The organism is Cryobacterium sp. N21 (genome assembly GCF_002929575.1).
Lineage (GTDB): Bacteria > Actinomycetota > Actinomycetes > Actinomycetales > Microbacteriaceae > Cryobacterium > Cryobacterium flavum.
Genome location: NZ_PJJQ01000030.1, coordinates 77,952 through 101,678 on the forward strand (window position 1 = coordinate 77,952; position 23,727 = coordinate 101,678).

Here is a 23,727-nt window from a genome sequence, read left to right on the forward strand (position 1 = left end):
GGGGCCGAGACCTGCGTGCGGATGATCTCTCCGAACGGCGCGTTCGAACCCAACGCCGCCGCCGAGGAGTTTCTTCCCTATCTCAACCGACTCACCGAGGCCGACCACCGCAGGTTTTACCACGACATGGTCGTGGTGCGTAAGTTCGATACCGAGGCGGCCAACCTGCAGCGCCAAGGCCAGCTGGCCCTCTGGGTGCCAAGCCACGGCCAGGAAGCCGCCCAGGTCGGGTCGGCCTACGCGACCAGGCCGCAGGACCACGTGTTCCCCTCCTACCGGGAGCACGTCGTCGGCATGATCCGCGGCCTCGACGTTGTGGACATCCTGCGCATGCTGCGCGGAGTCACCCTCGGCGGCTGGGTACCCGAAGAGCACGGAAACTTTCACCTCTATACCCTCGTGCTCGCCTCGCAGACCCTGCACTCCACCGGCTATGCCATGGGCATGCAGCTCGACGGGTCGACCGCGACCGGCAACCCAGAGACCGACCAGGCCGTCATCGTCTACTACGGCGACGGTGCATCCTCGCAGGGCGACGCCAACGAGGCGCTCGTCTTCGCGGCGAGCTACCAGACCCCGCAGGTGTTCTTTCTGCAGAACAACCACTGGGCCATCTCGGTGCCGGTCGCACGGCAATCCCGCACTCCGCTCTATCTGCGCGCCGGCGGCTTCGGCATGCCGGGCACCCAGATCGACGGTAACGATGTGCTCGCGAGCTTCGCCGTCACGGCAAAGTCGATGGATGACGCTCGCTCCGGCCAGGGCCCGTCCCTGATCGAGGCGCTCACCTACCGGGTCGGTGCGCACACCACCGCCGACGACCCCACCAAGTACCGCGACCCGGAGGAACTCGCCTACTGGGTGGCCCGCGACCCGATCGTGCGCTTTCGCAGCTACCTGCAGGGCCGGGGCATCGAGCAGGAATTCCTCGACGCCGTCGATGAAGAAGCGGCCGACTTCGCGGCCGATGCCCGTCGTCGCGCTCTGGAAATCACCGGCCCAGAGCAATCGGTGATCTTCGACAACGTCTACGCCGAACCGCATCCGCTCGTGGCTGAGCAAAAGGCCTGGCTGGAACGCTACGAAGCGTCTTTTGACGAGGGTAAGAACTGATGAACGCTGCGACCGACACGAGCGTGGCATCCGCTTCGCTGCCCATGACGAAGGCTCTGAATGCCGGACTGCGTCAAGCGATGCAGGATGACCCCAAGGTGCTGCTGATGGGCGAGGACATCGGCCCGCTCGGCGGCGTTTTTCGGGTGACAGAGGGGCTCATCGCCGAATTCGGCGACAAGCGGGTTCTTGATACCCCGCTCGCCGAATCCGGCATCATTGGCACCGCCATCGGCCTGGCCATGCGCGGCTTTCGCCCGGTTTGCGAGATCCAGTTCGACGGATTCGTTTTTCCCGGTTTCGACCAGATCACCAGCCAGCTGGCCCGCATGCGCAATCGCCATGAGGGCGGCCTGATCATGCCGGTGGTCATCCGCATTCCGTACGGCGGACACATCGGCTCGATCGAGCACCACCAGGAGAGCCCGGAGGCCTATTTCGCGCACACCCCCGGTCTGCGCGTGGTCAGCCCGTCCAACCCGCACGACGCCTACTGGATGATGCAGGAAGCTATCGCGAGTGACGACCCGGTAATCTTCTTCGAGCCGAAGAGCCGCTACTGGCCCAAGGGCGAGGTGCGCTTCGGTGAGAGCGGAACGCCGCTGCACGCCAGCCGCGTCGCGTCCGCCGGCACCGACGTCACCGTCGTCGGTCACGGCGCCATGGTGAGCGTGCTGCTGCAGGCCGCCGAACTCGCCGCCACCGAGGGCATCAGCCTCGAGGTCATCGACCTGCGCTCGATCTCCCCGATCGATTACGGACCAATCCTCGGTTCGGTGGCGAAAACCGGTCGCCTCGTCGTCACCCAGGAAGCGCCCGGCTTCGTGAGCGTCGGCAGCGAGATCGCCGCCACGGTCGCCGAGCGCGCGTTCTACACGCTCGAAGCGCCCGTGCTGCGGGTCTCCGGCTTCGACACACCGTTTCCACCGGCTGCCGTCGAGACGCACTTTCTGCCCAGCCCCGACCGGGTGCTCGAAGCCGTCGACCGCGCTCTCGCCTACTAATGAACGTCAGGAAAGGCCTCTTATGAGCGTTTCTAAATTCACCCTCCCCGACGTCGGGGAAGGCCTGACCGAGGCCGAGATCGTGGAATGGAAGGTCGCCCCCGGCGACACCGTGACGATCAACCAGGTGCTGGTCGAAATTGAGACGGCCAAATCGCTGGTCGAGCTGCCGTCACCGTTCGTCGGCGTGGTCGGGGAAATCCTGGTCGCAGCCGGAACCACCGTCGACGTGGGCACCCTCATCATCACGATCAACTCCGACGTCTCGGTTTCTCAAACGGATGCCGTTGCCCCCGTCGCCGAGACCACCGACGTCACCGACTTGGCCACCGACACCGGCAGCAGCATCAGCGATGAGGCGCCCGAACCCGTGCTCGTGGGCCGCGGCGCCGCCGCGACCATGCCGACCCGGCGTCGGCGCCACACCTCGAGCGTCGCCCACGAAACCCTGGCGCCCCAAGCGCCGGTGCGTGCGCGGGCCGAGCCGCTGGAACCGACGCGACGCGCGGCATCCGCTGGGCCGGTCATGGCCAAGCCGCCCATTCGTAAACTCGCCAAGGACCTCGGCGTCGACCTGTCTCTGGTCGAGGCGACCGGTCCGGTCGGCGACGTGACGCGGGAAGACGTGCTGCGCGGGGCGACCCAGGCCAGTGTGTTCCGCAACATTCAGACACCGGAATGGCCGACGGATCGCGACGAACACATCCCGGTGAAGGGCGTGCGCAAGGCCATTGCCCAGGCGATGGTGAAGAGCGCGTTCACCGCGCCGCACGTGAGCTTGTTCGTTGACGTGGATGCCACGCGCACCATGGAATTCGTCAAACGCCTCAAGGCCTCGACCGACTTCGCGGGCATTCGGGTGTCGCCGCTGCTGATCATGGCGAAGGCCATGATCTGGGCGGTGCGCCGCAACCCCACGGTGAACTCCACGTTCACCGATGAGGAGATCATCGTGCGGCACTACGTGAACCTCGGTATCGCCGCGGCCACACCGCGCGGGCTGATCGTGCCGAACATCAAGGAGGCGCAGGACATGAGCCTGCTCGAACTCGCTGCGGCGCTCGAGAAGCTCACCATAACCGCTCGTGACGGCAAGACCAGCCCGGCCGAGATGAGCAATGGCACGATCACGATCACCAATATCGGCGTGTTCGGCATGGACACCGGTACGCCCATTCTCAACTTTCCCGAGGCCGGAATCGTGGCCCTCGGCACGATCAAGCAGAAGCCGTGGGTGGTTGACGGTGAGGTGCGTGCCCGGTTCGTGACCACGATCGGCGCGAGCTTCGACCACCGCGTCGTCGATGGTGATGTCGCGAGCCGTTTTCTCGCCGACGTCGCGAGCATCATCGAGGAGCCGGCCCTGCTGCTCGAGTAATCGCAACGACCCGCTAATGGTTTTGACAATCATTATCAGCAAGGCTATTCTCGGGGGATGCACAAGAGATCCTTTATCGTTCCCGCACTCCTCGCGTCGACCGCCCTCGCCCTCTCGGGGTGCTCGGCTGGCACGACCGCGAGCGCCGACGGCGCGGACGCCGACCTCCAAATCGTCGCGACGACCACCCAGGTCGCCGACTTCACTCGTAATGTCATCGGTAACGCCAGCGGCGTGGATCTCACCCAGCTCATTCAGCCCAACCAGAGCGCCCACAGCTACGACCCGTCCGCGGCCGACCTGACCGCGCTCGGTGCCGCGGACGTGCTCGTCATCAACGGCGTCGGACTCGAAGAGTGGCTCGACGACGCCATCGCCGCCTCGGGCTTTGACGGCGTCACGATCGACGCCGATACCGGCATCACCATCTCAGAGGTCGGCGCCGGCGAGGATCACACCGCCGACGAAGCGGATGCCCACACCGATGAAGCCGATGCGCCCGCCACAGACGACGCGCACGCCCACGACGGCGACGACCCGCACATCTGGACTGACGTGCACAACGCCGAGACCATCGTGCAGACGATCACCGACGGCCTCGTGACCGCCGACCAGGGCAATGCAAGCGCCTTCGAAGCCAATGCCACCGCGTACACGGCACAGCTCACCGACCTTGATGAGTGGATCCGCACCAACGTCGACACCGTACCGGAGAGCGAGCGCCTGCTCGTGAGCAATCATGACGCCCTCGGGTACTTCACCGCGGCGTACCACATCGACTATGTCGGCTCCGTGATTCCGAGCTTCGATGACAACGCCGAGCCGAGCGCCGCCGAGATCGACGCCCTGGTCGCGGCCATCAAGGCCACCGGCGTCACGGCGGTCTTCTCCGAGGCGTCGCTCAGCCCCAAGACCGCCGAGACGATCGCGACCGAAGCCGGTGTCACCGTCTACTCCGGCGACGAAGCTCTCTATGTCGACTCGCTCGGCCCGACCGGAAGCGCCGGAGACACCTACATCAAGGCGCAACTGCACAATGCAACGCTCATGCTCGAATCCTGGGGCGTTACACCCTCGCCGCTGCCCGCCGACCTGCAATAGTTAACACGTGATCGAGAACACTTCTCAAGTAACCCCCCCAGCGAACGCTGCCGCCGCTCTTCGAGTGGTGGCAGCGTCGTTCGCGTACGGTCCCGAGGCCGCGTTGACCGGAATCGACTTCACCGTGTCGCCCGGCCAGGCCGTTGCCCTGATCGGCCCCAACGGCTCGGGCAAGTCCACCGTGCTCAAAGGCATTCTCGGGCTCATCACCCGCACGGCTGGCACTGTCGAGGTGCTCGGACAGTGGCCGGCACCGGCCGGCTACATCGGCTACGTACCGCAGACCGACCAACTCGACCCGCATTTTCCGGTCTCACTCGAGCAGGTCGTCATGATGGGCCGCTACCGGTCCCTCGGCTGGTGGCGCGTGCCCGCTCGGGCCGACCGCCGGGCCGTGACCGAGGCGCTCGAGACCGTCGGCCTGGGCAACCGCGCCAAGACACGCTTCGGTGAGCTGTCGGGCGGGCAGCAGCAGCGCGGTCTGCTGGCGCGCGCCGTGGCATCCGCCCCGCGTCTGTTGTTGCTGGATGAGCCGTTCAACGGCCTCGATCAGGTCAACCGGGACGCCCTCATCGAAACGGTGAAACGCCTCAAGCAACAGGGTGTCGCGGTGCTCGTGTCCACCCACGACCTCGACCTCGCTCGGGCCGTGTGTGAGAGCGTTCTGCTGCTCAACGGCGCCCAGGTGGCCTTCGGTCCGCGCGATGAGGTGCTGACCCTGGCCAACGTGCAAAGGGCGTTCGGCTCGGTCGGTGTGGAAATGGACGAGCACACCATCGTGGTTCCCGGCCACGGAGGTCACTGAGTGGATGCCCTCATCACAGCCTTCGACCTGCCGTTCATGGCCAGGGCGCTGCTCGTGCTCGTCGTGCTCAGCCTCGTGGCCGGGCTTGTCGGTGTGCTCGTCAACCTGCGTGGGCTCGAGTTCATCAGTGACGGACTCACGCACGCGGTCTTTCCCGGCGTGACCATCGGATTCGTCTGGGGCGGGCGCGACGGTCTGTTCGTGGGAGCACTGATCGCGGCCCTTCTTGCCGCTGTCGTGCTCACGGTGATCGTTAGACGGGCCGTCACCTCAGACGCCGCGATCGCGATCGTCTTCACGGCCATGTTCAGCGTGGGAATCATCGTTGTTTCACGGGAAACAAACTACGTCGGCCAGCTCGACGCACTGCTCTTCGGGCGTTTGCTCACCGTCAGCCCGGCCGAGGTCAACCAGACCGTCGTGGTCTGCCTGATCGCGCTGATCATCGTGGGGTTCACGCTCAAGGAGCAGGTGTTTCGCGCCTTCGACCTGGAGGGCACCGCGGCGGCCGGCTATCGGCCGCTCGTACTCGACATTCTGCTCAACGTTGCCATCGCCCTGGTCGTGGTGGCGGCCAGCAGCGCCGTGGGCAACCTGCTCGTGCTCGCCGTGCTGATCGTGCCGGGCGCCGTGGCGCGGCTGGTGACCAATCGCCTGTGGCTGCTCTTTCCGGTGGCCGCCGGCTTCGCGATCCTGGCCGCCTGGGTGGGGCTCGCGCTCGGCTACGAAGCGTCGGTGAACGGCGGAGTCGACCTGCCGAGCGGAGCCACCGTCGTACTCGTTCTTGTCGCCGGCTACGTGCTGGCCCTGGTACTACGGCTCGTCTTCGACCGAATCGGCGGCCCGCGTCGAACGCGGGTTGTTGCGGGATCGGCGGCGCACTGATGGGTTACTTCGAACAGGCTCTCCTGGCCGCGTTGCTGATCGGGGCACTCAGTGGCCTGGTCGGCACGCTCGTCGTGCTGCGCCAGCGCACGTTCTTCGCCCAGGCCCTCACCCACGCGACGTTTCCCGGAGCGGTCGGCGCGGCCATCCTGGGCGTGAGTATCCCGCTGGGGGCCGCGGTGGCGAGCGTGTTCATCGTGGGCATCATGACCATGATCGGGCGGGTGAAACGTCAGGGCAATCAGGTCGCCTCCGGCATTCTGCTCACCGCCGGCTTCGCTCTCGGGGTTCTGCTCCAGGGGCTCAACCCCTCGCTGCCGGTCAAGGTCGACTCCTACCTGGTCGGCTCCATCCTCACAGTGACCGACCAGGACGTGACCCTCGTGGCCGTCGTGCTGGGTCTCGCCGTGCTCTGCATCGTGCTGTTCGGCCGGCAAATCATGTTCTCGACCTTCGATGTTGGCGGTTTTCGCGCGGCCGGATATCACGAATGGCCCATGGAACTGCTCACGCTCGTGCTCATCACGGCCACGGTCGTCACGGCGATGCCGGCCGTCGGCGCCATCCTGGCCATCGCCCTGATCGCAGCCCCCGCTGCGGCAGCCCGCCTCGTGTCACGCACGACCACCCAGATGTTCGTCATCGCGCCCGTAATCGGCGCGGTGGCCGGTGTCGTTGGCGTGCTGCTGTCCCGCTCCCTCGACGTGGCGGCCGGCCCGGCGATCGCCCTGACGGCTGCCGCCCTCTTTCTGCTCGCCCTGGTTCTTCGACGGCTGGTCGCTGCAGCAGGCGCGCCCGGCCAAACGGATGCACGCCGACCCACGCGAACATCGTTACGGTTGAAAGCATGAAGCGAAACACCTGGCAGCGTGAGGCCGTACGGGGCGCCCTCGATGCAAACGACGGCTTCGTCAGTGCCCAGGCCCTGCACTCCGCTCTGCACGCCACCGGATCTCCGATCGGCCTGGCCACGGTCTACCGCGCTCTCGCCGACCTCGCCGTCAAGGGTGACGCCGACTCCCTGCAGTCGCCGGAGGGCGAGAGCCTGTACCGCGCCTGTAGCACCAATCTGCACCACCACCACCTGATCTGCCGCAACTGCGGCCTCACGGTCGAGATCGAAGCGGATGCCGTCGAGCGGTGGGCCAAAGACGTCGCCGCGAAGAATGGGTTCACCCAGGCCGCCCACGTCGTGGACGTCTTCGGGCTGTGCGCCGCCTGCACGGCCAAGGCCGCGGCATCCGAATGAACCGTTTCGCGAAAGCGGCTGCAGTGTTGCTTCGACCTCGCTGAAGCAACACTTCACCCGCCTCGCGGCCAGTTCAGTTTGCGAGAGGTGCGGGAATCTAGTAGCGTTGAGATCTGCTACGCCTGTGTGCGTACATTGCGGGCGATTCTCCCCCGGTTCTGAGTTTGCTCGGAGCTGATGTGGTTCTGCCCGTCGACAAGGGATCTTGGGAAGAGCAGTCGCTCTTCGGTAATGGAGGTAACCATGGCATCTGTATGCCAGGTGACCGGAGCTGTTCCCGGCTTCGGACACAACATTTCGCACTCGCACCGACGCACCAAGCGTCGTTTCGACCCGAACGTTCAGAAAAAGACGTACTACGTGCCGTCGCTTCGTCGCAAGGTCACACTGACCTTGTCCGCAAAGGGCATCAAGGTTATTGATGCTCGTGGTATCGAGAGCGTCGTCAAGGACGTTCTCGCTCGTGGGGTGAAGATCTAATGGCTAAGGCTCATGACGTACGTCCGATCATCAAGCTTCGTTCCACGGCTGGAACCGGTTACACCTATGTGACCAAGAAGAACCGCCGTAACGACCCCGACCGTCTGGTACTCAAGAAGTACGACCCGGTCATCCGTAAGCACGTTGACTTCCGTGAGGAGCGCTAAACATGGCGAAGAAGAGCATGATTGCCAAGAACAACCAGCGCAAGGTCATCGTTGAGCGGTACGCCGTCAAGCGCCTTGAGCTCAAGAAGGCCCTGGTCGACCCGGCCGGCACCGACGAGTCGCGTGAAGCCGCTCGCAAGGGCCTGCAGAAGCTGCCGCGCAACGCGAGCCCGGTGCGCCTGCGCAACCGTGACGCCGTTGACGGTCGTCCCCGTGGCCACCTCTCCAAGTTCGGCATCTCGCGCGTTCGTTTTCGCGACATGGCGCACCGCGGCGAGCTGCCCGGCATCACCAAGTCCAGCTGGTAACTTCTGCTGGCAGCCGCTGAAGCTTGTCTTCGACGGCCTCTGAATCATCCAAACGGGATGTCGACTTATTGTCGGCATCCCGTTTTGTGTTCGCGGATGTTTCGCGGAGAGCGAAAATCGAGTGCTCGAGAGGGTGAAACTGCCCTGAAATGGTCGAAAATCGCCGTAAATCCGGGGATTTTGGCGGATCAATGCTAGATTTCAACTCGGTCGAACCGACCAACGGGGCTTCTCTCTCGAGGAGCATCCGTATTACGAATATCGCTGTTTATACAGACGAAGGTCCGAGGAGGACACTCAATGGCTGACAAGTCGCTGAACAAGACCGAGCTCGTTGCCAAGGTTGCCGCTGACTCCGGACAGAGCCAGGCCGCCGTTGACGGCGTTCTGAACGCATTCTTTGCAACCCTGGCCGAGACCGTTGCCGCTGATGGCAAGGTCACCATCCCGGGATGGTTGGGCGTCGAGCGCACCGCAACCGCTGCTCGCACCGGCCGCAACCCGCAGACCGGCGAAGAGATCGCCATCGCTGCCGGCCACCGCGTCAAGCTGACCGCCGGAAGCAAGCTCAAGGCTGCCGCCAAGTAGCTTTTGCTGTAGAGAAGGGGCGTCGACTACGGTCGGCGCCCCTTTTTCAGGCCCGTGGCATCCGTTTCGCGTGTTCGGGTGGCTGCCTGGGTCCCCGGGCACTCTTCTGACGCCGAGCTGTGAGTTACCGACGCCGAGCCGTGAGTTTCGACCCAAGATGAGCGGCAAACTCACCGCTCGGCGTCCTCGTTGCTGCCCATGAACGCACCAGGCGCGACGGATGCCCAGGGTCGGGCGAATAAGCTGGGCAGGTGCCCCGTCTCGTCCGCGTTCTCGGACCGGCAGCCCTGCTGCTGGTCGCTGTGTTGTCCACCCTTGTTGCCCTGGCCTATGGCGGCGGAGCTTCGGCCCAGCTACTGGCCGACCCGGGACCGGTGGTGCGCTGGGGGCTCCCCATCGCCAAGCTCGTGGTCAACCTCGCGGCGGCCGGCACGATCGGTGCCCTCGTGCTCACTCTCTTCGCGCTCAGCCCCAAGGAACGCGAGTTCGGCACCGCCCTGGACTTCGCCGCGGCGTCGGCGGCCGTGTTCGCCGTCGCATCCGCTGTCACGGGCTTTCTGACCTTTCTGCAGGTCACCAACGTGCCCTTCGGAATCAGCGATCAGTTCAGCGCCACGGTCGGCCAATTCTTCAGCCAGATCGAACTGGGGCAGGCCTGGCTCGCCACCACACTGATCGCCGCCGGCGTCACGGTGCTGTGCTTCGCCGTGCGCAACCAGACCGCGTTGGTCTTCGTGACCGTGCTGGCTCTCACCTCGCTGCTACCCATGGCCCAGCAGGGGCACTCCGCGGGCGCTGCCGGGCACAACGCCGCTATCACCGCCCTCGGCCTGCACCTCGTCTTCGCGGCGATCTGGTTGGGCGGCCTGCTCACCATCATCGTGCTGCGCACCCAACTGGACGGCGAACGAATCCGCTCGGTGATTGGGCGGTATTCTTCGCTCGCGCTGATCTCCTTCATCGTCGTGGCTGCGTCGGGCTACGTCAGCGCCGAGCTGCGCATCGGTAGCTGGGACAACCTGTCGAGCCCCTACGGTATTCTCGTGCTGGTCAAGGTCACCGCCCTCATCGCCCTCGGTGGCTTCGGCATTCTGCACCGCCAATTCTTCATCAAACGGATGCAGCGCTCGGGACCGGCGCGCAGCCCGTGGTTCTGGTGGCTGGTCGTGACCGAGCTCGGTTTCATGGGCCTCGCCTCCGGTGTCGCCGCAGCCCTCGCCCGCACGGCCACTCCGGTCGCCCAGGTGGTCGCAACGGAGATTCCCCAGTCGACGCCGGCGCAGATTCTGACCGGTGAACTGCTGCCGCCCGAGCTGACTTTTTCGCGCTACTTCACCGAGTGGAACTTCGACCTCGCCTGGATTCTGTTCTGTGCCTTCGGCATCTTCTTCTACCTCGCCGGAGTCTGGCGACTGCATCGTCGCGGTGACGCCTGGCCGATCTACCGCAGCGTGCTCTGGATTCTCGGCATGCTCACCCTGTTCTACATCACCAACGGTGGCGTGAACGTCTATGAGAAGTACCTGTTCTCCACCCACATGCTCATGCACATGATGCTGACCATGCTCGTACCCCTGATGCTCGTGCCGGGCGCCCCGGTGACGCTCGCCGCGCGGGCCATCGCCAAACGGCAGGATGGAAGTCGTGGCGCCCGCGAGTGGATCCTCACCGCGGTGCACTCCCGCTTCGCCGGCATCGTCGCCAATCCGATCGTCGCCGCCATACTGTTCGGGGTCTCGCTCTGGGTGTTCTACTACACCTCGATCTTCAGCTGGGCGACCACGGACCACATCGGCCACCAGTGGATGATCGTGCACTTTCTCATCACCGGCTACCTGTTCGTGCAGTCCCTGATCGGCATCGACCCGGTGCCGTACCGGCTGCCCTACGCCTTCCGTCTGCTGCTGCTGCTCGTGACCATGGCCTTCCACGCCTTCTTCGGCCTCGCCCTGATGAGCGGCACCGGGCTGCTCCTGGCCGACTGGTACGGCGCCATGGGTCGCACCTGGGGGCTTTCGGCCATCGCCGACCAGCAGATGGGCGGCGGCGTCGCCTGGGGAATCGGCGAACTGCCCACCTTCGTGCTCGCCGTCGTCGTGGCCGTCATGTGGAGCCGCGATGACACCAAGGTCACCAAGCGGCTGGACCGCAAGGCCGACCGCAACGAGGACGCCGAGCTGATCGCCTACAACGCGAACCTGGCCCGTATCGCCCAGCGCGACGCTCAGACCCCGAGCAACTAGCCGGACCTAGTGCAGCTGGATGGCGAGGGCGCCGCTCGGCTGCACGACCACGCTGAGCCCCATCGTGAACGGTACGTCTTCGTCACGGGTGCTGACGTCGCCGTCGAACAGTGACTGCACGTCGACCACGATATGGGCCTGCCCGGGGGTGGCACCCATTTCAAACGACAGCTCGCCGGGCGTGAGCGCGACGGTGGGGTACGCGGTGATCGACCAGGCCGGAGTGCTCTCAATGCGGTCGTCGATGGTGATGCCCCACGGGCAGCTGGTCGGTTGCAGCACCGTCTGGGTGGCGCAGTCGTCGAGGAACTTGTTCAACTCCGACTGCACCTGGCCCACCATAGCCTCGTTCGGCAAGGCGTTGACCTCGACGGCGGTGGGACCGGCCACCGTCGCGCGCACGGTGGCCTTCTCGGCGGTCAGCATGGCCGACTCGTGTTCGAAGGTGTAGCGGTTCGGAGCGAAGGCGAGATACGCGGCGGACGTGGAGAACGTGGCGGGGGCATCCGCTGCGCTGTGGGCGCGCGTATCGAGGGTGAGGCCGTTGACCGTGAACGACCGTTCGTGCAGTACAGAGACCTGCAGTACGGCGAGGGGGCTGGTGCTGAAAGCCCAGGCGTTGAAAACGCCGCCGAAGGTACCCGCCCGCTCGACGGTGAACACCATGCTCGACGCGGTGCCGTTCAGGTCAAAGTCGAACACCACGGTCTGGGCGGTTCTGTCGTCGGTGGCGAGTGTGTCGGTCGCGCTGGCGAGTTCGATATTGTCGAGACCGCCCAAAACGGATGCCCGCAGCAGCGTCTCCGGCAGATCCTTCGCGACCTCGTCGGTCAGCCCCCAGGCCGCCAGATCGGCCGTGCTGGGCATGACGCCGCCGAGGGCGAGGGCTCCGACGGTGTCGCCGCGGGCGAGGGCGTCGAGGTACTGCTCTACAAAGCCGCCGGCGCTGTACACCGTGCGATTGAGGGCACTGATGGTGCCGGCGAGACCAGCCGCGAGCAGCCCGGCGACCACGACGATGGCGAGTACGGCCCGGAGCATACTGCCGCGGCGCCCGCTCGCCCGATGCTGTTCGGCCGGAATGGTCACTTGAATATTGTATGGGGAGGTGGGTCGGCCAGTCGGCCACGCGCCATCTCGCGCCAGTGCGGGCTGGGCGGTTACAGTGGGATGTCCCCTGCACTGGTCTTGTGCAGCATTTGACTGTCAGAGAGAGTGTGCCGTGTCAGAGATTCCGCTCAGCCGTGAACAGGCGCTGGTTTTCGCGGCAATTGAGGGCACCAAGCAGAACGTGTTCGTCACCGGCCGGGCCGGAACGGGTAAGTCCACGCTGCTGAACCACCTGTCGTGGAACACCAGCAAACAGATCGTGATCGCCGCGCCCACCGGCGTCGCCGCGCTGAACGTGGGCGGCCAGACCATTCACTCGCTCTTTCGCCTGCCGATCGGCGTGATCGCTGACAGTCCGATCGACCAGAACGACCAGGTGCGCAAGCTCCTGAACACCATCGACACCCTCGTGATCGACGAGGTTTCGATGGTCAACGCCGACCTCATGGACGCGATCGACCGCAGCCTGCGCCAGGCCAGGCAGCGGCCATTCGACGTGTTCGGCGGGGTGCAGATCGTGCTGTTCGGCGACCCGTACCAGCTCGCCCCGGTGCCGGGCGGCCCCGACGAGCGCGCCTATTTCGCCGACCACTATCGGTCGATGTGGTTCTTCGATGCGAAGGTCTGGCGTGACGCGGAGTTGCGTATCTTTGAGCTCACCGAGATTCATCGCCAGCGCGACAATGACTTCAAGCTGATGCTCAACGCTGTACGGCACGGCCAGGTCACTCCCGAGATCGGTGGTGCCCTGAATGGTGCGGGAGCACGAACGCCGCCGAGCGAGGGCCTGATCACCCTGGCGACCCGCAACGACGCTGTGAACCGCATCAACGCATCCGCTTTGAAGAAGCTGTCGGGCAAATCACTCACCGCGAAGGCTGACATCACCGGGGATTTCGGCGGCAAGCAGTTTCCGGCCGACGAGGTGCTCGAGCTCAAGGTGGGAGCGCAGGTGATGTTTCTGCGCAACGATTCACCGCTCGATGGAGGCCCGCGCTGGGTGAACGGCAGCATTGGCACGGTGACCAAGGTTACCGCGACGGTGTTCGTCGATATCGACGGTGACGTGCACGAGGTCGAGCCGACCGTATGGGAGAAGTACAAGTACACCTACAACGCCGCGACCAAAAAGCTGAGTCGGGATGTCGTGGCTGAATTCACGCAGTTTCCGCTGCGGCTGGCCTGGGCGGTCACGATTCACAAATCGCAGGGTGCGACGTACGAGCGAGCCATTGTGGATCTCGGTGCCCGGGTGTTCAGCCCTGGCCAGACCTATGTGGCATTGAGCCGGCTGACCAGTCTGGACGGGCTGTACCTGACCCGCCCGTTGCGGCCGAGCGACATCATCGTCGACGAGAACGTGAAGCGATTCATGAACATTGAGGTGGTACCGCCGGTGGCCGACCTGGCCGGACTGGGTGTGTCGGGATCGGCATCGACCGACCCGGAAACCGGGCTGCCCGCCTGACACTGCTGCCCGGCGGGGCCCGTTTCACTTGTCTGCGAGGAACCTAGTGTGACCCGTGGCCGCCCGAGTCCGGCACGATCAACTCGGTAACCCCGTGGGAACCATGGGGCACCGCGTGCGAGCCGACCTCGGTTGCGGCGAGGGCCGGGGTGGTGAGCGCCGAGAGCAGAAATCCTCCGACGACTAGTCCGGTGAGAAAACGCCAGCCGCCTGGTGTTGGTGAGCCGGGTGTTAACGTGCCGGGCGAGGCGGCACCGACGGCCGTAGGGATTCCGTTCGGTGCGCGCCGCAGGGCGATGGCCACCGTTGCGGCCAGGAAAATGTTGAATAGTGACGCCACGACCATCGGGTACAGCGGCAGACCGGTCTGGGCGCTTGTGACGCCGAGTCCGCTGCCGAGCGCGGCCGTCACGCCCCAGATGAAGACCGGGATGAGGGCCGCACCGACGACGATGCGCGGCGTGATGACACGGCCGGTGGCGAGGGTGGCGATTCCCCAGCCGAGTTCAGCGATGCCGAACCCGACCAGAAGAACCGACAGGGGAAACGGAGCCGTTACGCCCACGGCCAGATGGATCAGAGCGGCGCCGAGAGCGGCGAAGCCGAGCCAGGTGCGAATGACCGCGGACATGATGCTCCTTGGATGATCTGCTGCGAAGGGATGGAGTGTTGCCGGTTGTCAGGCCGTGGCGTGGGTGCGAACCGTCTTATCGGCGGTGAGGCCGACACCCAGAAGCACGATCGCGCTGGCGAGGTGCAGGAAGTGGTCGGCGGTGTTAAGCGCCAGGATGTTCAACGAGGTGCTCGCGATGAAGAACCCGACAATACCAAGGAGCAGGTAGACGGCACCGATAGTGGTGTTGGTGGCCTTGGCTGCCATGGCGTTGGAGAGGCCGGCAATGAGTAGGGCGGCACCGATCAAAAGGTGCGCAACGTTGTGCAACGGGTTGACCTCGAAGATGCCGAGGAGTAGTCCGCCCTGGGTGGCGATGAAGCCGACACTGCCAGTGACGGCAAAGCCAAGAAGTCCGACGAGAACGTAGACCGCGCCGAAGATGGTGGCGATCAGACGATTGGGTGATGTGCGCATTTCGGGTGCCTCCTATGTGATTCACGGGTCAACCCGTGGTTGCTATGTGTTCGGAGCTCCATCCGCTTCGGATTGGTACTAATTGTGGCCCCGATATCCCCAAATGGGTGTGGACACGTGTAACAGGGTCGGCACAAAACAGTGCGGCACCCAAAAACTGGGCGCCGCACTGGGTGGAGCGCCGCCTTTCGGCGGCGGACTGGGTCAGGCTTTGCGCCGGCTCGTGATCGCCCCGTAGATGAGAAGAACAATGAGCGATCCTACGATGGCGAGAATCCACGTGGTCAGGGAGAAGAAATCGCCCAGGTTCACGTTGAACAGGAGTCCGCCGAGCCAGCCGCCCAGGAATGCGCCGACCACGCCGAGTAACAGGGTGATGAACCAGCCTCCGCCCTGGCGACCGGGCAGGATTGCCTTCGCGATGGCGCCGGCGATGAGGCCGAGCAGGAGGAATCCAAGGAAACTCATGAGACTACCTTTCAGTCAGTCGTGCTGTCAGTGGGTGTGCGGGCGCAATGCAGGTGCGCTGTTCGCGTGAACGTACTCAGGTGCCTGCTTCTCGTCAATGGCGCAAAATCGCCGATTTGACGTTAATCCCGAACAGTGGCTGCAGGTCAGCGAATTCTGCGTGTGCCGTCGTGAAACGCTCAGTCGAGCCAATAGTCTTCATCGATATAAGTCGGTCCGACGATCGATGACCCTAAGTCGGCGTCGGGCAGGTCTTCTTCGGCAATGGTCTCAAGTTTCACCACCGAACAAGCAGTGATCAGCAGGGACACCTGCGCTTGCACGGAGCTGACGATGTCCACGAAGCCACCGCCGCTATGCACGGCGGAGGCCAGGGTTGCCTTCAAATCTGCGATGTTGTACTCGTTCGACAGGTAAAACCAGTCATCATTGATCGTCAACCGGTAGCTCTGCATCGCCTGATCCATTTCATTGTGGTGAGCTCATGGGCGCATAGGTCTGCGAGCCCCAGGTGGGGGCCACTGACTCACCGGATTGTCAAATATACGGCAAGTAACTCAAACTTTTAACTATTCACGTTGTGAGAAGCTTTAGGAATTGATCGCTCCGATACACTGGCGGAACGGAAAGCCCTGATACGGGCAACGACACGGACCTGCAGTGCGGGGAATTAGTAACGACCAGAGGTCAGGAACGCATGGATGAAGCAATCAACTTGGCACGCACCCAGGAGTGCCTGTCGGTACCGGCTCTCGCTTTCCTTCGCGCTATGGACCACAACCGCAGTCAGGTCGCGGCCGAGATCGGCGTGTCCAGCAGTGAATTGCGCGCCCTGTCCCGGGTAGCCGAGGCTGGAAGAATTACCCCCAAGATGCTCGCTGAGTCCCTGGAGATGACAACGGGCGCCGTAACTGCGATCTCCAGTCATCTCGTGGCCCTAGATATGCTCACCCGCGTGCCGCACCCCCACGACCGACGCAGCCTTCTGCTGGAACTGACCCCGGCGGCGCAAGCAACTGCGGCGAAATTTCAAAACGAATTTCAAGTGCTGTTCGCTCACGCCGCCCGCAACGTGACGCCGGAAGACCAGACTCGGCTCGGGTTGCTGTTGACTTCGATGGCAGTCATCATCGCATCGGGCTCCGAGGACGGCCCGGCCGGACCAACAACGTAGGTATTTCGGCAGGAGCGGGCCTAGCGGTGCCGCGTGCCTCGCCCGGAGAGAAGCGCTCGGTAGCCCTCTCGGTACGATGGATAGCTGAATGTAAACCCGGTTTGACGTAAGAGCTGGTTGCTGAGTAGCTTGTCGCCGCCGCGCTGGCTTTCGCGGTTCGAGGTCGGCTCGTTTGACTCATCGACGGTTGGCGCGGGCAGGCCGAGCTCGGCCGCGAGAAAGGTCAGCACCTCGTTGGCCGGCACCGGCGCGTTGTCGACGCCGAGGTAGAGCGGAGCCGGGTGCTCAGTGCGAAGAAGCAGATGAACGATCGCGGCGGCCGCATCGTCCCGGTGTATGCGGTTGGTGTGGCGCGACTGGGCGGAAAGCCCGGCACCGTTTTGTACCTGCTTGATCAGCCGTTCCCGGCCGGGGCCGTAGATACCGGCCAGGCGCAGTACCGTGGCGGCGGGCAGGCGCTGGTGGAGCATCCGCTCGGCGTCAAGCACGATTGAATCGGTGCCGGGTTTCGGGTTGGCGGGGGTCTGCTCGTCGACCCGGCTGCCGTCGTTGACGTCAAAGACGGCGGTCGATGACACCAGCAGCACGCGTCGCGGCGTGACCTGCGCGTCATCGATCGCATCCAGCAGGTTACGCAGGCCGTCGAGGTAGGCGGCACGGTAAGCCGTTACGGTGGGGCTGCCAGCGGAGATGGCGATGACGACGAACTCGGTGTCTGCTTGAATAACGGGTTTTGTGATGCTGAGGTCAACAGATTGCCCGTCAATTTCGGCGGGCAGTACGCTTGCGTTGCGCCGCAGTCCCACCACCCGGTGCCCCAGTTGGGCGAACCGCAGGCCCACCTCGGTGCCGAGGTCGCCGCATCCAGCAATGAGTACCGTCATCTGTCTCCCTATCCTGTCTCCACGGTATCGGGCGCACCATGACAGTTCGCCCGGAGCGCCACGCCGCTTGGTCGCTAACATGAAGCCATGCCTATTGTTCCTGACACGTCTGACTGAACCTGGGTGCTCGAACGCCCCTGCCCCGCTTGTGGTTTTCGGGCGAGCACGGTGACCCGGCTCGCTCTGGCTCCTTGACAGCGCGATCGTGGACGGCCAGCATGTCGGCACGTTCCGTTGCAAGGAGACCGTCATGGCCGGCCGCATCCACATCGACCTGTTCACCACGCTCGACGGAGTCGCGCAGGCTCCCGGTGGCCCCGACGAAGACACCGCCGGTGGCTTCGCTTTCGGCGGCTGGCAGGCGCCCCTGATCGACGCGACCGACGGCGCCCAGATCGGCGCGGGGATTGAGGCCATGGACGCTTTGCCGGTGCCGGTGCCGGTGCCGGTGCCGGAGACGGGAGAAATGGGCTGACTAGACAACTGTGTGGGGTCGGAGACCGGCAACACCGCGCGAAGTTGTCCAGTGAGAATGCGACCGGGCTTGCAGGGAGCGGATGACGGGAATCGAACCCGCGCTATCAGCTTGGGAAGCTGAAGTTCTACCATTGAACTACATCCGCGCGCCCGACCGTGGATGAACAACAATCGGAACCGTGCCAGCATATCAACCCCGCGCCGCTAGGCTGGCACCGTGCTGCTCTCCGATCGCGATATCAAGGCCGAACTCAATGCTGGACGAATCGGTTTGGAGCCGCTCGACCCGGCGATGATCCAACCCTCGAGCATCGATGTGCGCCTCGACCGCCTGTTTCGGCTGTTCGACAACCACAAGTACGCCTACATCGATCCGGCCGAAGACCAGCCAGAGCTGACCCACCTCATCGAGACCAAGCCCGACGAGCCGTTCATTCTGCACCCGGGCGAGTTCGTGCTCGGCGCCACCTACGAGCAGGTCACTTTGCCCGACAACGTTGCTGCTCGGCTCGAGGGTAAGAGCTCACTCGGCCGCCTCGGCCTCCTGACGCACTCCACGGCCGGGTTCATCGACCCCGGCTTCTCTGGCCACGTCACGCTCGAGCTCAGCAATGTCGCGACCCTGCCGATCAAGCTCTGGCCCGGAATGAAGATCGGCCAGCTGTGCTTCTTTCAGCTCAGCTCCCCAGCCGAGAAGCCGTACGGCTCGAGCGAATACGGCTCCCGCTACCAGGGCCAGCGTGGCCCGACGGCGTCGAGATCGTTCCAAAACTTTCACCGCACCGCCATCTCCCGCTGACGCGCCCATTTGGGGGTAAGCGGATGCCCGCGAGCCCCGCAAACGTAATACGTCGAACGTAACGTCGGTTCGGGTAAAATCTGGGTATGACCTCCATGCCCACCCGATTCGACGAGGCGCTCATCGCTGCCGGCCCAACCCCGGAATACCCCGGGCGCATGCATCGCTTCGGCCAGATGGTCGGCTCCTGGGCAGCCAAGGGCACCCGCCTCGACGAGGCCACCGGCGAGTGGATCGAACGCGACTTTGTCTGGACGGTCGCGTTCATTCTCGACGGCCGCGCCGTGCAAGACATCGAGGTGGTCGCGAGCACGACGCATCCGTCTGGGTTTGAAACCGTCGCCACCACCGTGCGCGTCTACGATTCCCTGGCCGGCGCCTGGCGCGTGAGCTACTTCGCGCCGACTCTCGGCGAGTACTGCCAGCTCATAGCCACCCCGTACCGTCACGGCGTGCGGCAAGAGGGCACCCGAACCGACGGCCGCCCGATCCGCTGGAACTTCACCGCCATCACCCCGAACAGCTACAAGTGGGAGGGCTGGGTCTCCGCCGACGAGGGCGCGACCTGGCAACTGATCGAGCACAACGAGGCCACCCGCATCCGCTGAGAAGCGGATGCTGATGGCCTCGATGCGCGGGCGGCTTACAGGGCGAACTTGAACCCGAGGTCGGCGGGGTACTCACCCAGTGCGGTGAGGTTCGTGGCCGCGGCCTGCAGGGCCGCGAGGGTTAGTCCTAGAGTGCCGGGGCCGAAGCTGACTCGGCTGATGCCGAGCTCGGCGAGGCGCTTCAGCGGCACGAGTCCCGGGGCGCCGATCACCGAGATCTTGCCGTTGACCTGCTCGATCGCGCGGGCCACCTTATCCTCGTCGGTCAGGCCGAGGAAGAAGATGACGTCAGCGCCGGCGCCGAGGTAGGCGTTGGCGCGGGCGACGGCTTCGTCCCAGTCGCCGCCGCCGGCCAGAGTGTCGACGCGGGCGTTGATGACGAGCGGAATGCCGCTCTGGTCGGCGCCGGCGCGAGTTGCGGCCACGCGGGCGGCGGCGGTCTCGATGTCGAACTGGGGCGCTTTCGGGGCGCCGACTGAGTCCTCGATATTGATGCCGACGATGCCGGATTCCTCGATGAGGCGACGCACGTTGCGGGTCACGCCCGCGGCATCCGGTGCATACCCCTTTTCGAAGTCGGCCGAGACCGGCAGATCCACCGCGCTGGCGATGATCGTGGCGGCAATGATGGCTTCATCGAGCGAGAGGCCTTCGCCGTCTGGCAGGCCGCGCACATTCGAGATGGAGTGGCTCGCGGTGGCGAGGGCCTTGACGCCGGGGGCGTCGGCCACGATCTTGGCGGTGATGGCATCCCACACGTTGGTCACGATGAGTGGCTCGCCGGGCACGTGCAGCGAGAGCAAGAGTTCGGCCTTCTGGAGCTGGGTAAGTGTCATGCGCTTCAGTCTGTCCGGCTTCTGGCCTCCAAGCGAGGGAACAGCCTCATTTCAGCGGATGCTCAGGCAAACGCCTGTTGGCGCCCAGCTACCGAATCTGCTGCTGTTTGGCCGAGACGGGAATGAGCAGCAGCAGTCCGAGCAGCAGCACGAGCATGATGCCGAGAATGCCCCAGTAGGTCTCGCCGAAGATGGTCACCGCCAGCGCGAAGGCAGCCGGGGCGAGAAAGCTCACGGCCCGACCAGTCGTGGCATAGAGCCCGAAGACCTCGCCCTCGCGGCCCACCGGGATGAGTCGGGCGAGAAAGGTGCGGCTGGCCGACTGGGCCGGACCGACGAACAAGCACAGTGCCAGCCCTGCGGTCCAGAACACGATCTGCCCACCGTCGTGCAGAAAGAACACCAGGAGCCCGCTCACCAGCAGCCCGACCAGAGCGGTCACGATCACGGGCTTCGCACCGAGGCGGTCGTCGAGCGCGCCGACGCTCATGGTGGCAATACCGGCCACCACGTTCGCCGCGATGGCGAAGATGATGACCTCGCCGGGGGAGAATCCGAAAACGGATGCCGCGAGTACTCCTCCAAAGGTGAAGACGCCGGCCAGGCCGTCGCGGAACACCGCGCTCGCGATGAGGAAGTACACCGTCTGGCGGCTGGTCTTCCACAACCGGGCAATGTCGTGGCCGAGCACAATATAACTTCGAAAGAAGCTGACTCTTTCGCGGCGTGCAGCCTGAGGCGCCCGGTACTCCGGCACCCGCAACAGCACGGGGAGCGCGGACAGGCCGAACCAGGCGGCCGCGAGCAACATGGACACACGCACAGCCAAGCCGTTGTCGCCCGTCACTCCGAACAGGCCAACCTCGGGCTGAATAAAGCCGAAGTAAACGATGAGCAGCAGCACGATGCCGCCGAGGTAGCCCATGCCCCAGCCGAACCCGCTCACCTTGCCGATCGTGCGCGGCGTTGATACCTGGGCGAGCATGGCGTTGTAGTTGACCGCGGCGAATTCGAAGAAGACGTTGCCTGCGGCGACCAGGAACAGGCCCAATACGAGGTAGCTCGGGCTCGCCTGCACGAAGAACATGGCTATGGTCAGTGCAACGACGATGAAGGTGTTGACGCCGAGCCAGAACTTGCGGCGGCCGGAGGTATCGGAGCGTTGACCGGTGATTGGGGCCAGCGCGGCGATCACGAGGCCGGCAATCGCCAGCGCCCAACCGAGCTGGGCCGAGATGACGTCTTCGTCGCCGAAGGATGAGCCTGTTATGTAGACCGTAAAGACGAAGGTCGTGACGACGGCGTTGAACGCTGCCGAGCCCCAGTCCCAGAACGCCCAGGCCACCACCCGCCCGCGCGTTGGAGCGGCACCAGCGTCTACGGCGACAGTCTCGGTCACGTGCACAATCTACTGCCCCGGGGTAAACAGGTGGGTTTGGCAGTCTCGCTGCTGAGGCGGCAGCATCCGCTCTTCTAAAGTTGAGTCACTCACACTCAACTTTCAGCCGCCAGAATTGACAGTGGCCAAGCCGGTCTGGGAGACTTGAGTCATCGAGGCTCAAGTCTTGAGATTACTTTGTAGTTCGTTTCGCACATGATTGAAGGAGAACAACCCACATGGCTCGTGCAGTAGGTATTGACCTCGGAACCACCAACTCTGTGGTGGCCGTGCTCGAAGGTGGAGAACCCACCGTCATCGCCAACGCTGAAGGCTTGCGCACCACCCCCTCGGTGGTCGCGTTCACCAAGGACGGCGAGGTTCTCGTCGGAGAAACCGCCAAGCGCCAGAACGTCACCAACGTCGACCGCACCATCTCCAGCGTCAAGCGCCACATGGGAACCGGCTGGACCGTCGGCATCGACGACAAGAAGTACACCCCGCAGGAGATTTCGGCGCGTATTCTCGCCAAGCTCAAGCGTGACGCCGAGCAGTACCTGGGCGAGAAGGTCACCGACGCCGTCGTGACCGTGCCCGCGTACTTCAACGACGCCGAGCGTCAGGCCACCAAGGAGGCCGGCGAGATCGCCGGACTCAACGTGCTGCGCATCATCAACGAGCCCACCGCCGCCGCGCTGGCTTACGGCCTCGACAAGGGCAAGGAAGACGAGCTCATCCTGGTCTTCGACCTCGGAGGCGGAACGTTCGACGTGTCGCTGCTCGAGGTGGGCAAGGACGACGACTTCTCGACGATTCAGGTGCGCTCGACCGCTGGTGACAACCGCCTGGGCGGCGACGACTGGGACCAGCGCATCGTTGATCACCTGATCAAGCGTTTCAAGGAGACCACCGGCGTTGACGTGTCGAAGGACAAGATCGCCAAGCAGCGCCTCAAGGAAGCTGCCGAGCAGGCCAAGAAGGAACTCTCTTCGAGCATGTCGACGAGCATCCAGCTGCCCTACCTGTCGCTGACCGAAAATGGTCCGGCCAACCTCGACGAGACGCTCACCCGCGCCCAGTTCGAGAAGATGACCGAAGACCTGCTCGACCGCACCAAGAAGCCCTTCCAGGACGTCATCCGTGAGGCCGGCGTCAAGGTCGGCGACATCGCCCACGTGGTTCTCGTCGGTGGTTCTACCCGCATGCCCGCCGTGTATGAGCTCGTCAAGAGCGAGACCGGCGGCAAGGACCCGAACAAGGGCGTCAACCCGGACGAGGTCGTCGCTGTCGGCGCCGCGCTCCAGGCCGGCGTGCTGAAGGGCGAGCGTAAGGACGTTCTGCTCATCGACGTCACCCCGCTGAGCCTCGGCATCGAGACCAAGGGCGGTATCATGACGCGCCTGATCGAGCGCAACACGGCCATCCCGACCAAGCGCAGCGAAACCTTCACCACGGCCGACGACAACCAGCCGTCCGTTGCGATTCAGGTGTTCCAGGGCGAGCGCGAGTTCACCCGCGACAACAAGAACCTCGGAACCTTCGAGCTCACCGGCATCGCTCCGGCGCCGCGCGGTATTCCGCAGGTCGAGGTCACCTTCGACATTGACGCCAACGGCATCGTGCACGTGTCCGCCAAGGACAAGGGCACCGGTACCGAGCAGTCGATGACTATCACGGGCGGTTCCTCGCTCGCGAAGGAAGACATCGAGCGCATGGTGCGCGAGGGTGAAGAGCACGCCGCAGAAGACAAGCGCCTGCGCGAAGTCGCCGAGACCCGCAACACGGCCGAGCAGCTCGCCTACTCGATCGAGAAGCTGATCAAGGACAACGTCGACAAGCTGCCCGAAGACGTGAAGAATGAGGTGCAGGCTGACGTCGACGCCCTCAAGTCTGCTCTCGCCGGCGACGACGAGGACGCGGTGAAGACCGCGTTCGACAAGCTCAACGAAAGCCAGGGCAAGCTCGGCGAGGCCATCTACAAGTCCAGCCAAGCGGATGCCGCAGCCGGCTCTGACGAAGCCGGCACCGACGAGACCGGCGCCGACGAGAACAAAGACGAAGACGTTGTCGACGCCGAGGTTGTGGACGACGACGAAGACGAGAAGAAGAAGTAG

Annotated in this window: 26 protein-coding genes, 1 tRNA gene and 1 pseudogene; 19 read left to right on the top strand and 9 right to left on the bottom strand. The window is 64.5% G+C overall.

Annotated features, from left to right (window positions below):
- The first annotated feature begins 21 nt into the window (after positions 1-21).
- The 13 genes from CXY77_RS06310 (at position 22) to CXY77_RS06370 (ending at position 11,321) form a co-directional block, all read left to right on the top strand.
- On the top strand, positions 22-1,113 hold the full coding sequence (locus CXY77_RS06310; RefSeq protein ID WP_092338316.1) for a thiamine pyrophosphate-dependent enzyme: 1,092 nt from the start codon (positions 22-24) through the stop codon (positions 1,111-1,113).
- On the top strand, positions 1,113-2,117 hold the full coding sequence (locus CXY77_RS06315) for an alpha-ketoacid dehydrogenase subunit beta (protein ID WP_092338314.1): 1,005 nt from the start codon (positions 1,113-1,115) through the stop codon (positions 2,115-2,117). The genes CXY77_RS06310 and CXY77_RS06315 overlap by 1 nt, the downstream gene beginning before the upstream one ends.
- A gap of 22 nt (positions 2,118-2,139) precedes the next feature.
- Positions 2,140-3,495 carry a dihydrolipoamide acetyltransferase family protein gene (locus CXY77_RS06320; RefSeq protein ID WP_092338312.1) on the top strand — a complete coding sequence of 452 codons (1,356 nt, stop codon included), beginning with the start codon at positions 2,140-2,142 and terminating at the stop codon, positions 3,493-3,495.
- A gap of 57 nt (positions 3,496-3,552) precedes the next feature.
- Positions 3,553-4,596 carry a metal ABC transporter substrate-binding protein gene (locus tag CXY77_RS06325; RefSeq protein WP_104129832.1) on the top strand — a complete coding sequence of 348 codons (1,044 nt, stop codon included), beginning with the start codon at positions 3,553-3,555 and terminating at the stop codon, positions 4,594-4,596.
- Positions 4,597-4,603: 7 nt separating this feature from the next.
- Positions 4,604-5,401, top strand: a complete 798-nt coding sequence (locus CXY77_RS06330) for a metal ABC transporter ATP-binding protein (RefSeq protein ID WP_233197269.1) — start codon at positions 4,604-4,606, stop codon at positions 5,399-5,401.
- The gene (locus CXY77_RS06335; protein WP_233197270.1) at positions 5,402-6,286 is read left to right on the top strand and encodes a metal ABC transporter permease; all 885 of its coding nucleotides are present in this window, start codon (positions 5,402-5,404) and stop codon (positions 6,284-6,286) included. It abuts the gene before it with no gap.
- The gene (locus CXY77_RS06340; protein ID WP_092338306.1) at positions 6,286-7,137 is read left to right on the top strand and encodes a metal ABC transporter permease; all 852 of its coding nucleotides are present in this window, start codon (positions 6,286-6,288) and stop codon (positions 7,135-7,137) included. The genes CXY77_RS06335 and CXY77_RS06340 overlap by 1 nt, the downstream gene beginning before the upstream one ends.
- Positions 7,134-7,535: a Fur family transcriptional regulator gene (locus tag CXY77_RS06345; RefSeq protein ID WP_104090008.1), complete on the top strand. Its 402-nt coding sequence runs from the start codon at positions 7,134-7,136 to the stop codon at positions 7,533-7,535. The genes CXY77_RS06340 and CXY77_RS06345 overlap by 4 nt, the downstream gene beginning before the upstream one ends.
- A 243-nt stretch (positions 7,536-7,778) precedes the next feature.
- Complete coding sequence (gene rpmB / locus CXY77_RS06350) at positions 7,779-8,015, top strand: 50S ribosomal protein L28 (protein ID WP_035835252.1); 237 nt, start codon at positions 7,779-7,781, stop codon at positions 8,013-8,015.
- Positions 8,015-8,182: a 50S ribosomal protein L33 gene (gene rpmG, locus CXY77_RS06355; RefSeq protein ID WP_035880539.1), complete on the top strand. Its 168-nt coding sequence runs from the start codon at positions 8,015-8,017 to the stop codon at positions 8,180-8,182. The genes rpmB and rpmG overlap by 1 nt, the downstream gene beginning before the upstream one ends.
- 2 nt (positions 8,183-8,184) lie before the next feature.
- The gene (gene rpsN / locus CXY77_RS06360) at positions 8,185-8,490 is read left to right on the top strand and encodes a 30S ribosomal protein S14 (protein WP_092110538.1); all 306 of its coding nucleotides are present in this window, start codon (positions 8,185-8,187) and stop codon (positions 8,488-8,490) included.
- Between the two features lie 300 nt (positions 8,491-8,790).
- A complete protein-coding gene (locus CXY77_RS06365) occupies positions 8,791-9,078 on the top strand; it encodes an HU family DNA-binding protein (RefSeq protein ID WP_035835256.1) in 288 nt (95 codons plus the stop codon).
- A 251-nt stretch (positions 9,079-9,329) separates the two neighbouring features.
- Positions 9,330-11,321, top strand: a complete 1,992-nt coding sequence (locus CXY77_RS06370) for a cytochrome c oxidase assembly protein (protein ID WP_104129833.1) — start codon at positions 9,330-9,332, stop codon at positions 11,319-11,321.
- Between the two features lie 6 nt (positions 11,322-11,327).
- Here the strand turns inward: CXY77_RS06370 and CXY77_RS06375 are convergent, their stop codons facing one another.
- The gene (locus CXY77_RS06375) at positions 11,328-12,410 is read right to left on the bottom strand and encodes a hypothetical protein (protein ID WP_104090011.1); all 1,083 of its coding nucleotides are present in this window, start codon (positions 12,408-12,410) and stop codon (positions 11,328-11,330) included.
- Between the two features lie 133 nt (positions 12,411-12,543).
- Here CXY77_RS06375 and CXY77_RS06380 point away from each other — a divergent pair, with 133 nt between their 5' ends.
- Positions 12,544-13,899, top strand: a complete 1,356-nt coding sequence (locus CXY77_RS06380) for an ATP-dependent RecD-like DNA helicase (RefSeq protein WP_104129834.1) — start codon at positions 12,544-12,546, stop codon at positions 13,897-13,899.
- 43 nt (positions 13,900-13,942) lie between these two features.
- Here CXY77_RS06380 and CXY77_RS06385 read toward each other — a convergent pair whose 3' ends face one another.
- The 4 genes from CXY77_RS06385 to CXY77_RS06400 form a co-directional block, all read right to left on the bottom strand.
- On the bottom strand, positions 13,943-14,530 hold the full coding sequence (locus CXY77_RS06385) for a hypothetical protein (RefSeq protein WP_104090013.1): 588 nt from the start codon (positions 14,528-14,530) through the stop codon (positions 13,943-13,945).
- Positions 14,531-14,578: 48 nt separating this feature from the next.
- Positions 14,579-14,989, bottom strand: a complete 411-nt coding sequence (locus CXY77_RS06390; protein ID WP_092338294.1) for a DUF4383 domain-containing protein — start codon at positions 14,987-14,989, stop codon at positions 14,579-14,581.
- A 204-nt stretch (positions 14,990-15,193) separates the two neighbouring features.
- The gene (locus CXY77_RS06395) at positions 15,194-15,457 is read right to left on the bottom strand and encodes a GlsB/YeaQ/YmgE family stress response membrane protein (RefSeq protein WP_092338292.1); all 264 of its coding nucleotides are present in this window, start codon (positions 15,455-15,457) and stop codon (positions 15,194-15,196) included.
- 179 nt (positions 15,458-15,636) lie between these two features.
- Complete coding sequence (locus CXY77_RS06400; protein ID WP_092338290.1) at positions 15,637-15,924, bottom strand: hypothetical protein; 288 nt, start codon at positions 15,922-15,924, stop codon at positions 15,637-15,639.
- A 230-nt stretch (positions 15,925-16,154) separates the two neighbouring features.
- On the opposite strand from CXY77_RS06400, the gene CXY77_RS06405 reads away from it, so the two are divergent.
- A complete protein-coding gene (locus tag CXY77_RS06405) occupies positions 16,155-16,631 on the top strand; it encodes a MarR family winged helix-turn-helix transcriptional regulator (RefSeq protein ID WP_092338288.1) in 477 nt (158 codons plus the stop codon).
- A 20-nt stretch (positions 16,632-16,651) separates the two neighbouring features.
- Here CXY77_RS06405 and CXY77_RS06410 read toward each other — a convergent pair whose 3' ends face one another.
- Entirely contained in the window at positions 16,652-17,515 is an 864-nt protein-coding gene (locus tag CXY77_RS06410; RefSeq protein WP_104090016.1) for an NAD-dependent epimerase/dehydratase family protein, read from the bottom strand.
- 250 nt (positions 17,516-17,765) lie between these two features.
- Here CXY77_RS06410 and CXY77_RS06420 point away from each other — a divergent pair.
- Positions 17,766-17,942, top strand: a pseudogene (locus CXY77_RS06420) (deaminase); the annotation flags it as partial.
- A gap of 125 nt (positions 17,943-18,067) precedes the next feature.
- On the opposite strand, the gene CXY77_RS06425 reads toward CXY77_RS06420, so the two are convergent.
- Positions 18,068-18,138: transfer RNA gene (locus CXY77_RS06425), tRNA-Gly, on the bottom strand.
- Positions 18,139-18,209: 71 nt separating this feature from the next.
- Between CXY77_RS06425 and dcd the strand changes: the two genes are divergently transcribed.
- Positions 18,210-18,791, top strand: coding sequence for a dCTP deaminase (dcd, locus tag CXY77_RS06430; RefSeq protein ID WP_104090018.1), 582 nt, complete (start codon positions 18,210-18,212; stop codon positions 18,789-18,791).
- An 86-nt stretch (positions 18,792-18,877) separates the two neighbouring features.
- Complete coding sequence (locus CXY77_RS06435; RefSeq protein ID WP_104129835.1) at positions 18,878-19,399, top strand: hypothetical protein; 522 nt, start codon at positions 18,878-18,880, stop codon at positions 19,397-19,399.
- 35 nt (positions 19,400-19,434) lie between these two features.
- Here CXY77_RS06435 and CXY77_RS06440 read toward each other — a convergent pair whose 3' ends face one another.
- Positions 19,435-20,235 carry an isocitrate lyase/phosphoenolpyruvate mutase family protein gene (locus CXY77_RS06440; RefSeq protein ID WP_092338280.1) on the bottom strand — a complete coding sequence of 267 codons (801 nt, stop codon included), beginning with the start codon at positions 20,233-20,235 and terminating at the stop codon, positions 19,435-19,437.
- Positions 20,236-20,323: 88 nt separating this feature from the next.
- Positions 20,324-21,634, bottom strand: coding sequence for an MFS transporter (locus tag CXY77_RS06445; protein WP_233197271.1), 1,311 nt, complete (start codon positions 21,632-21,634; stop codon positions 20,324-20,326).
- 218 nt (positions 21,635-21,852) lie between these two features.
- Here CXY77_RS06445 and dnaK point away from each other — a divergent pair, with 218 nt between their 5' ends.
- Entirely contained in the window at positions 21,853-23,727 is a 1,875-nt protein-coding gene (dnaK, locus tag CXY77_RS06450; RefSeq protein ID WP_092338276.1) for a molecular chaperone DnaK, read from the top strand.

Excerpts from the sequence above, each read along its gene's own strand:
- CXY77_RS06310 (WP_092338316.1), top strand. The coding sequence starts at position 22 with ATGATCTCTCCGAACGGCGCGTTCGAACCCAACGCCGCCGCCGAGGAG.
- CXY77_RS06315 (WP_092338314.1), top strand. The coding sequence starts at position 1,113 with ATGAACGCTGCGACCGACACGAGCGTGGCATCCGCTTCGCTGCCCATG.
- CXY77_RS06320 (WP_092338312.1), top strand. The coding sequence starts at position 2,140 with ATGAGCGTTTCTAAATTCACCCTCCCCGACGTCGGGGAAGGCCTGACC.
- CXY77_RS06325 (WP_104129832.1), top strand. The coding sequence starts at position 3,553 with ATGCACAAGAGATCCTTTATCGTTCCCGCACTCCTCGCGTCGACCGCC.
- CXY77_RS06340 (WP_092338306.1), top strand. The coding sequence starts at position 6,286 with ATGGGTTACTTCGAACAGGCTCTCCTGGCCGCGTTGCTGATCGGGGCA.
- CXY77_RS06345 (WP_104090008.1), top strand. The coding sequence starts at position 7,134 with ATGAAGCGAAACACCTGGCAGCGTGAGGCCGTACGGGGCGCCCTCGAT.
- rpmB (WP_035835252.1), top strand. The coding sequence starts at position 7,779 with ATGGCATCTGTATGCCAGGTGACCGGAGCTGTTCCCGGCTTCGGACAC.
- rpmG (WP_035880539.1), top strand. The coding sequence starts at position 8,015 with ATGGCTAAGGCTCATGACGTACGTCCGATCATCAAGCTTCGTTCCACG.
- rpsN (WP_092110538.1), top strand. The coding sequence starts at position 8,185 with ATGGCGAAGAAGAGCATGATTGCCAAGAACAACCAGCGCAAGGTCATC.
- CXY77_RS06365 (WP_035835256.1), top strand. The coding sequence starts at position 8,791 with ATGGCTGACAAGTCGCTGAACAAGACCGAGCTCGTTGCCAAGGTTGCC.
- CXY77_RS06385 (WP_104090013.1), bottom strand. The coding sequence starts at position 14,530 with ATGTCCGCGGTCATTCGCACCTGGCTCGGCTTCGCCGCTCTCGGCGCC.
- CXY77_RS06390 (WP_092338294.1), bottom strand. The coding sequence starts at position 14,989 with ATGCGCACATCACCCAATCGTCTGATCGCCACCATCTTCGGCGCGGTC.
- CXY77_RS06395 (WP_092338292.1), bottom strand. The coding sequence starts at position 15,457 with ATGAGTTTCCTTGGATTCCTCCTGCTCGGCCTCATCGCCGGCGCCATC.
- CXY77_RS06400 (WP_092338290.1), bottom strand. The coding sequence starts at position 15,924 with ATGGATCAGGCGATGCAGAGCTACCGGTTGACGATCAATGATGACTGG.
- CXY77_RS06405 (WP_092338288.1), top strand. The coding sequence starts at position 16,155 with ATGGATGAAGCAATCAACTTGGCACGCACCCAGGAGTGCCTGTCGGTA.
- CXY77_RS06410 (WP_104090016.1), bottom strand. The coding sequence starts at position 17,515 with ATGACGGTACTCATTGCTGGATGCGGCGACCTCGGCACCGAGGTGGGC.
- CXY77_RS06435 (WP_104129835.1), top strand. The coding sequence starts at position 18,878 with ATGACCTCCATGCCCACCCGATTCGACGAGGCGCTCATCGCTGCCGGC.
- CXY77_RS06440 (WP_092338280.1), bottom strand. The coding sequence starts at position 20,235 with ATGACACTTACCCAGCTCCAGAAGGCCGAACTCTTGCTCTCGCTGCAC.
- dnaK (WP_092338276.1), top strand. The coding sequence starts at position 21,853 with ATGGCTCGTGCAGTAGGTATTGACCTCGGAACCACCAACTCTGTGGTG.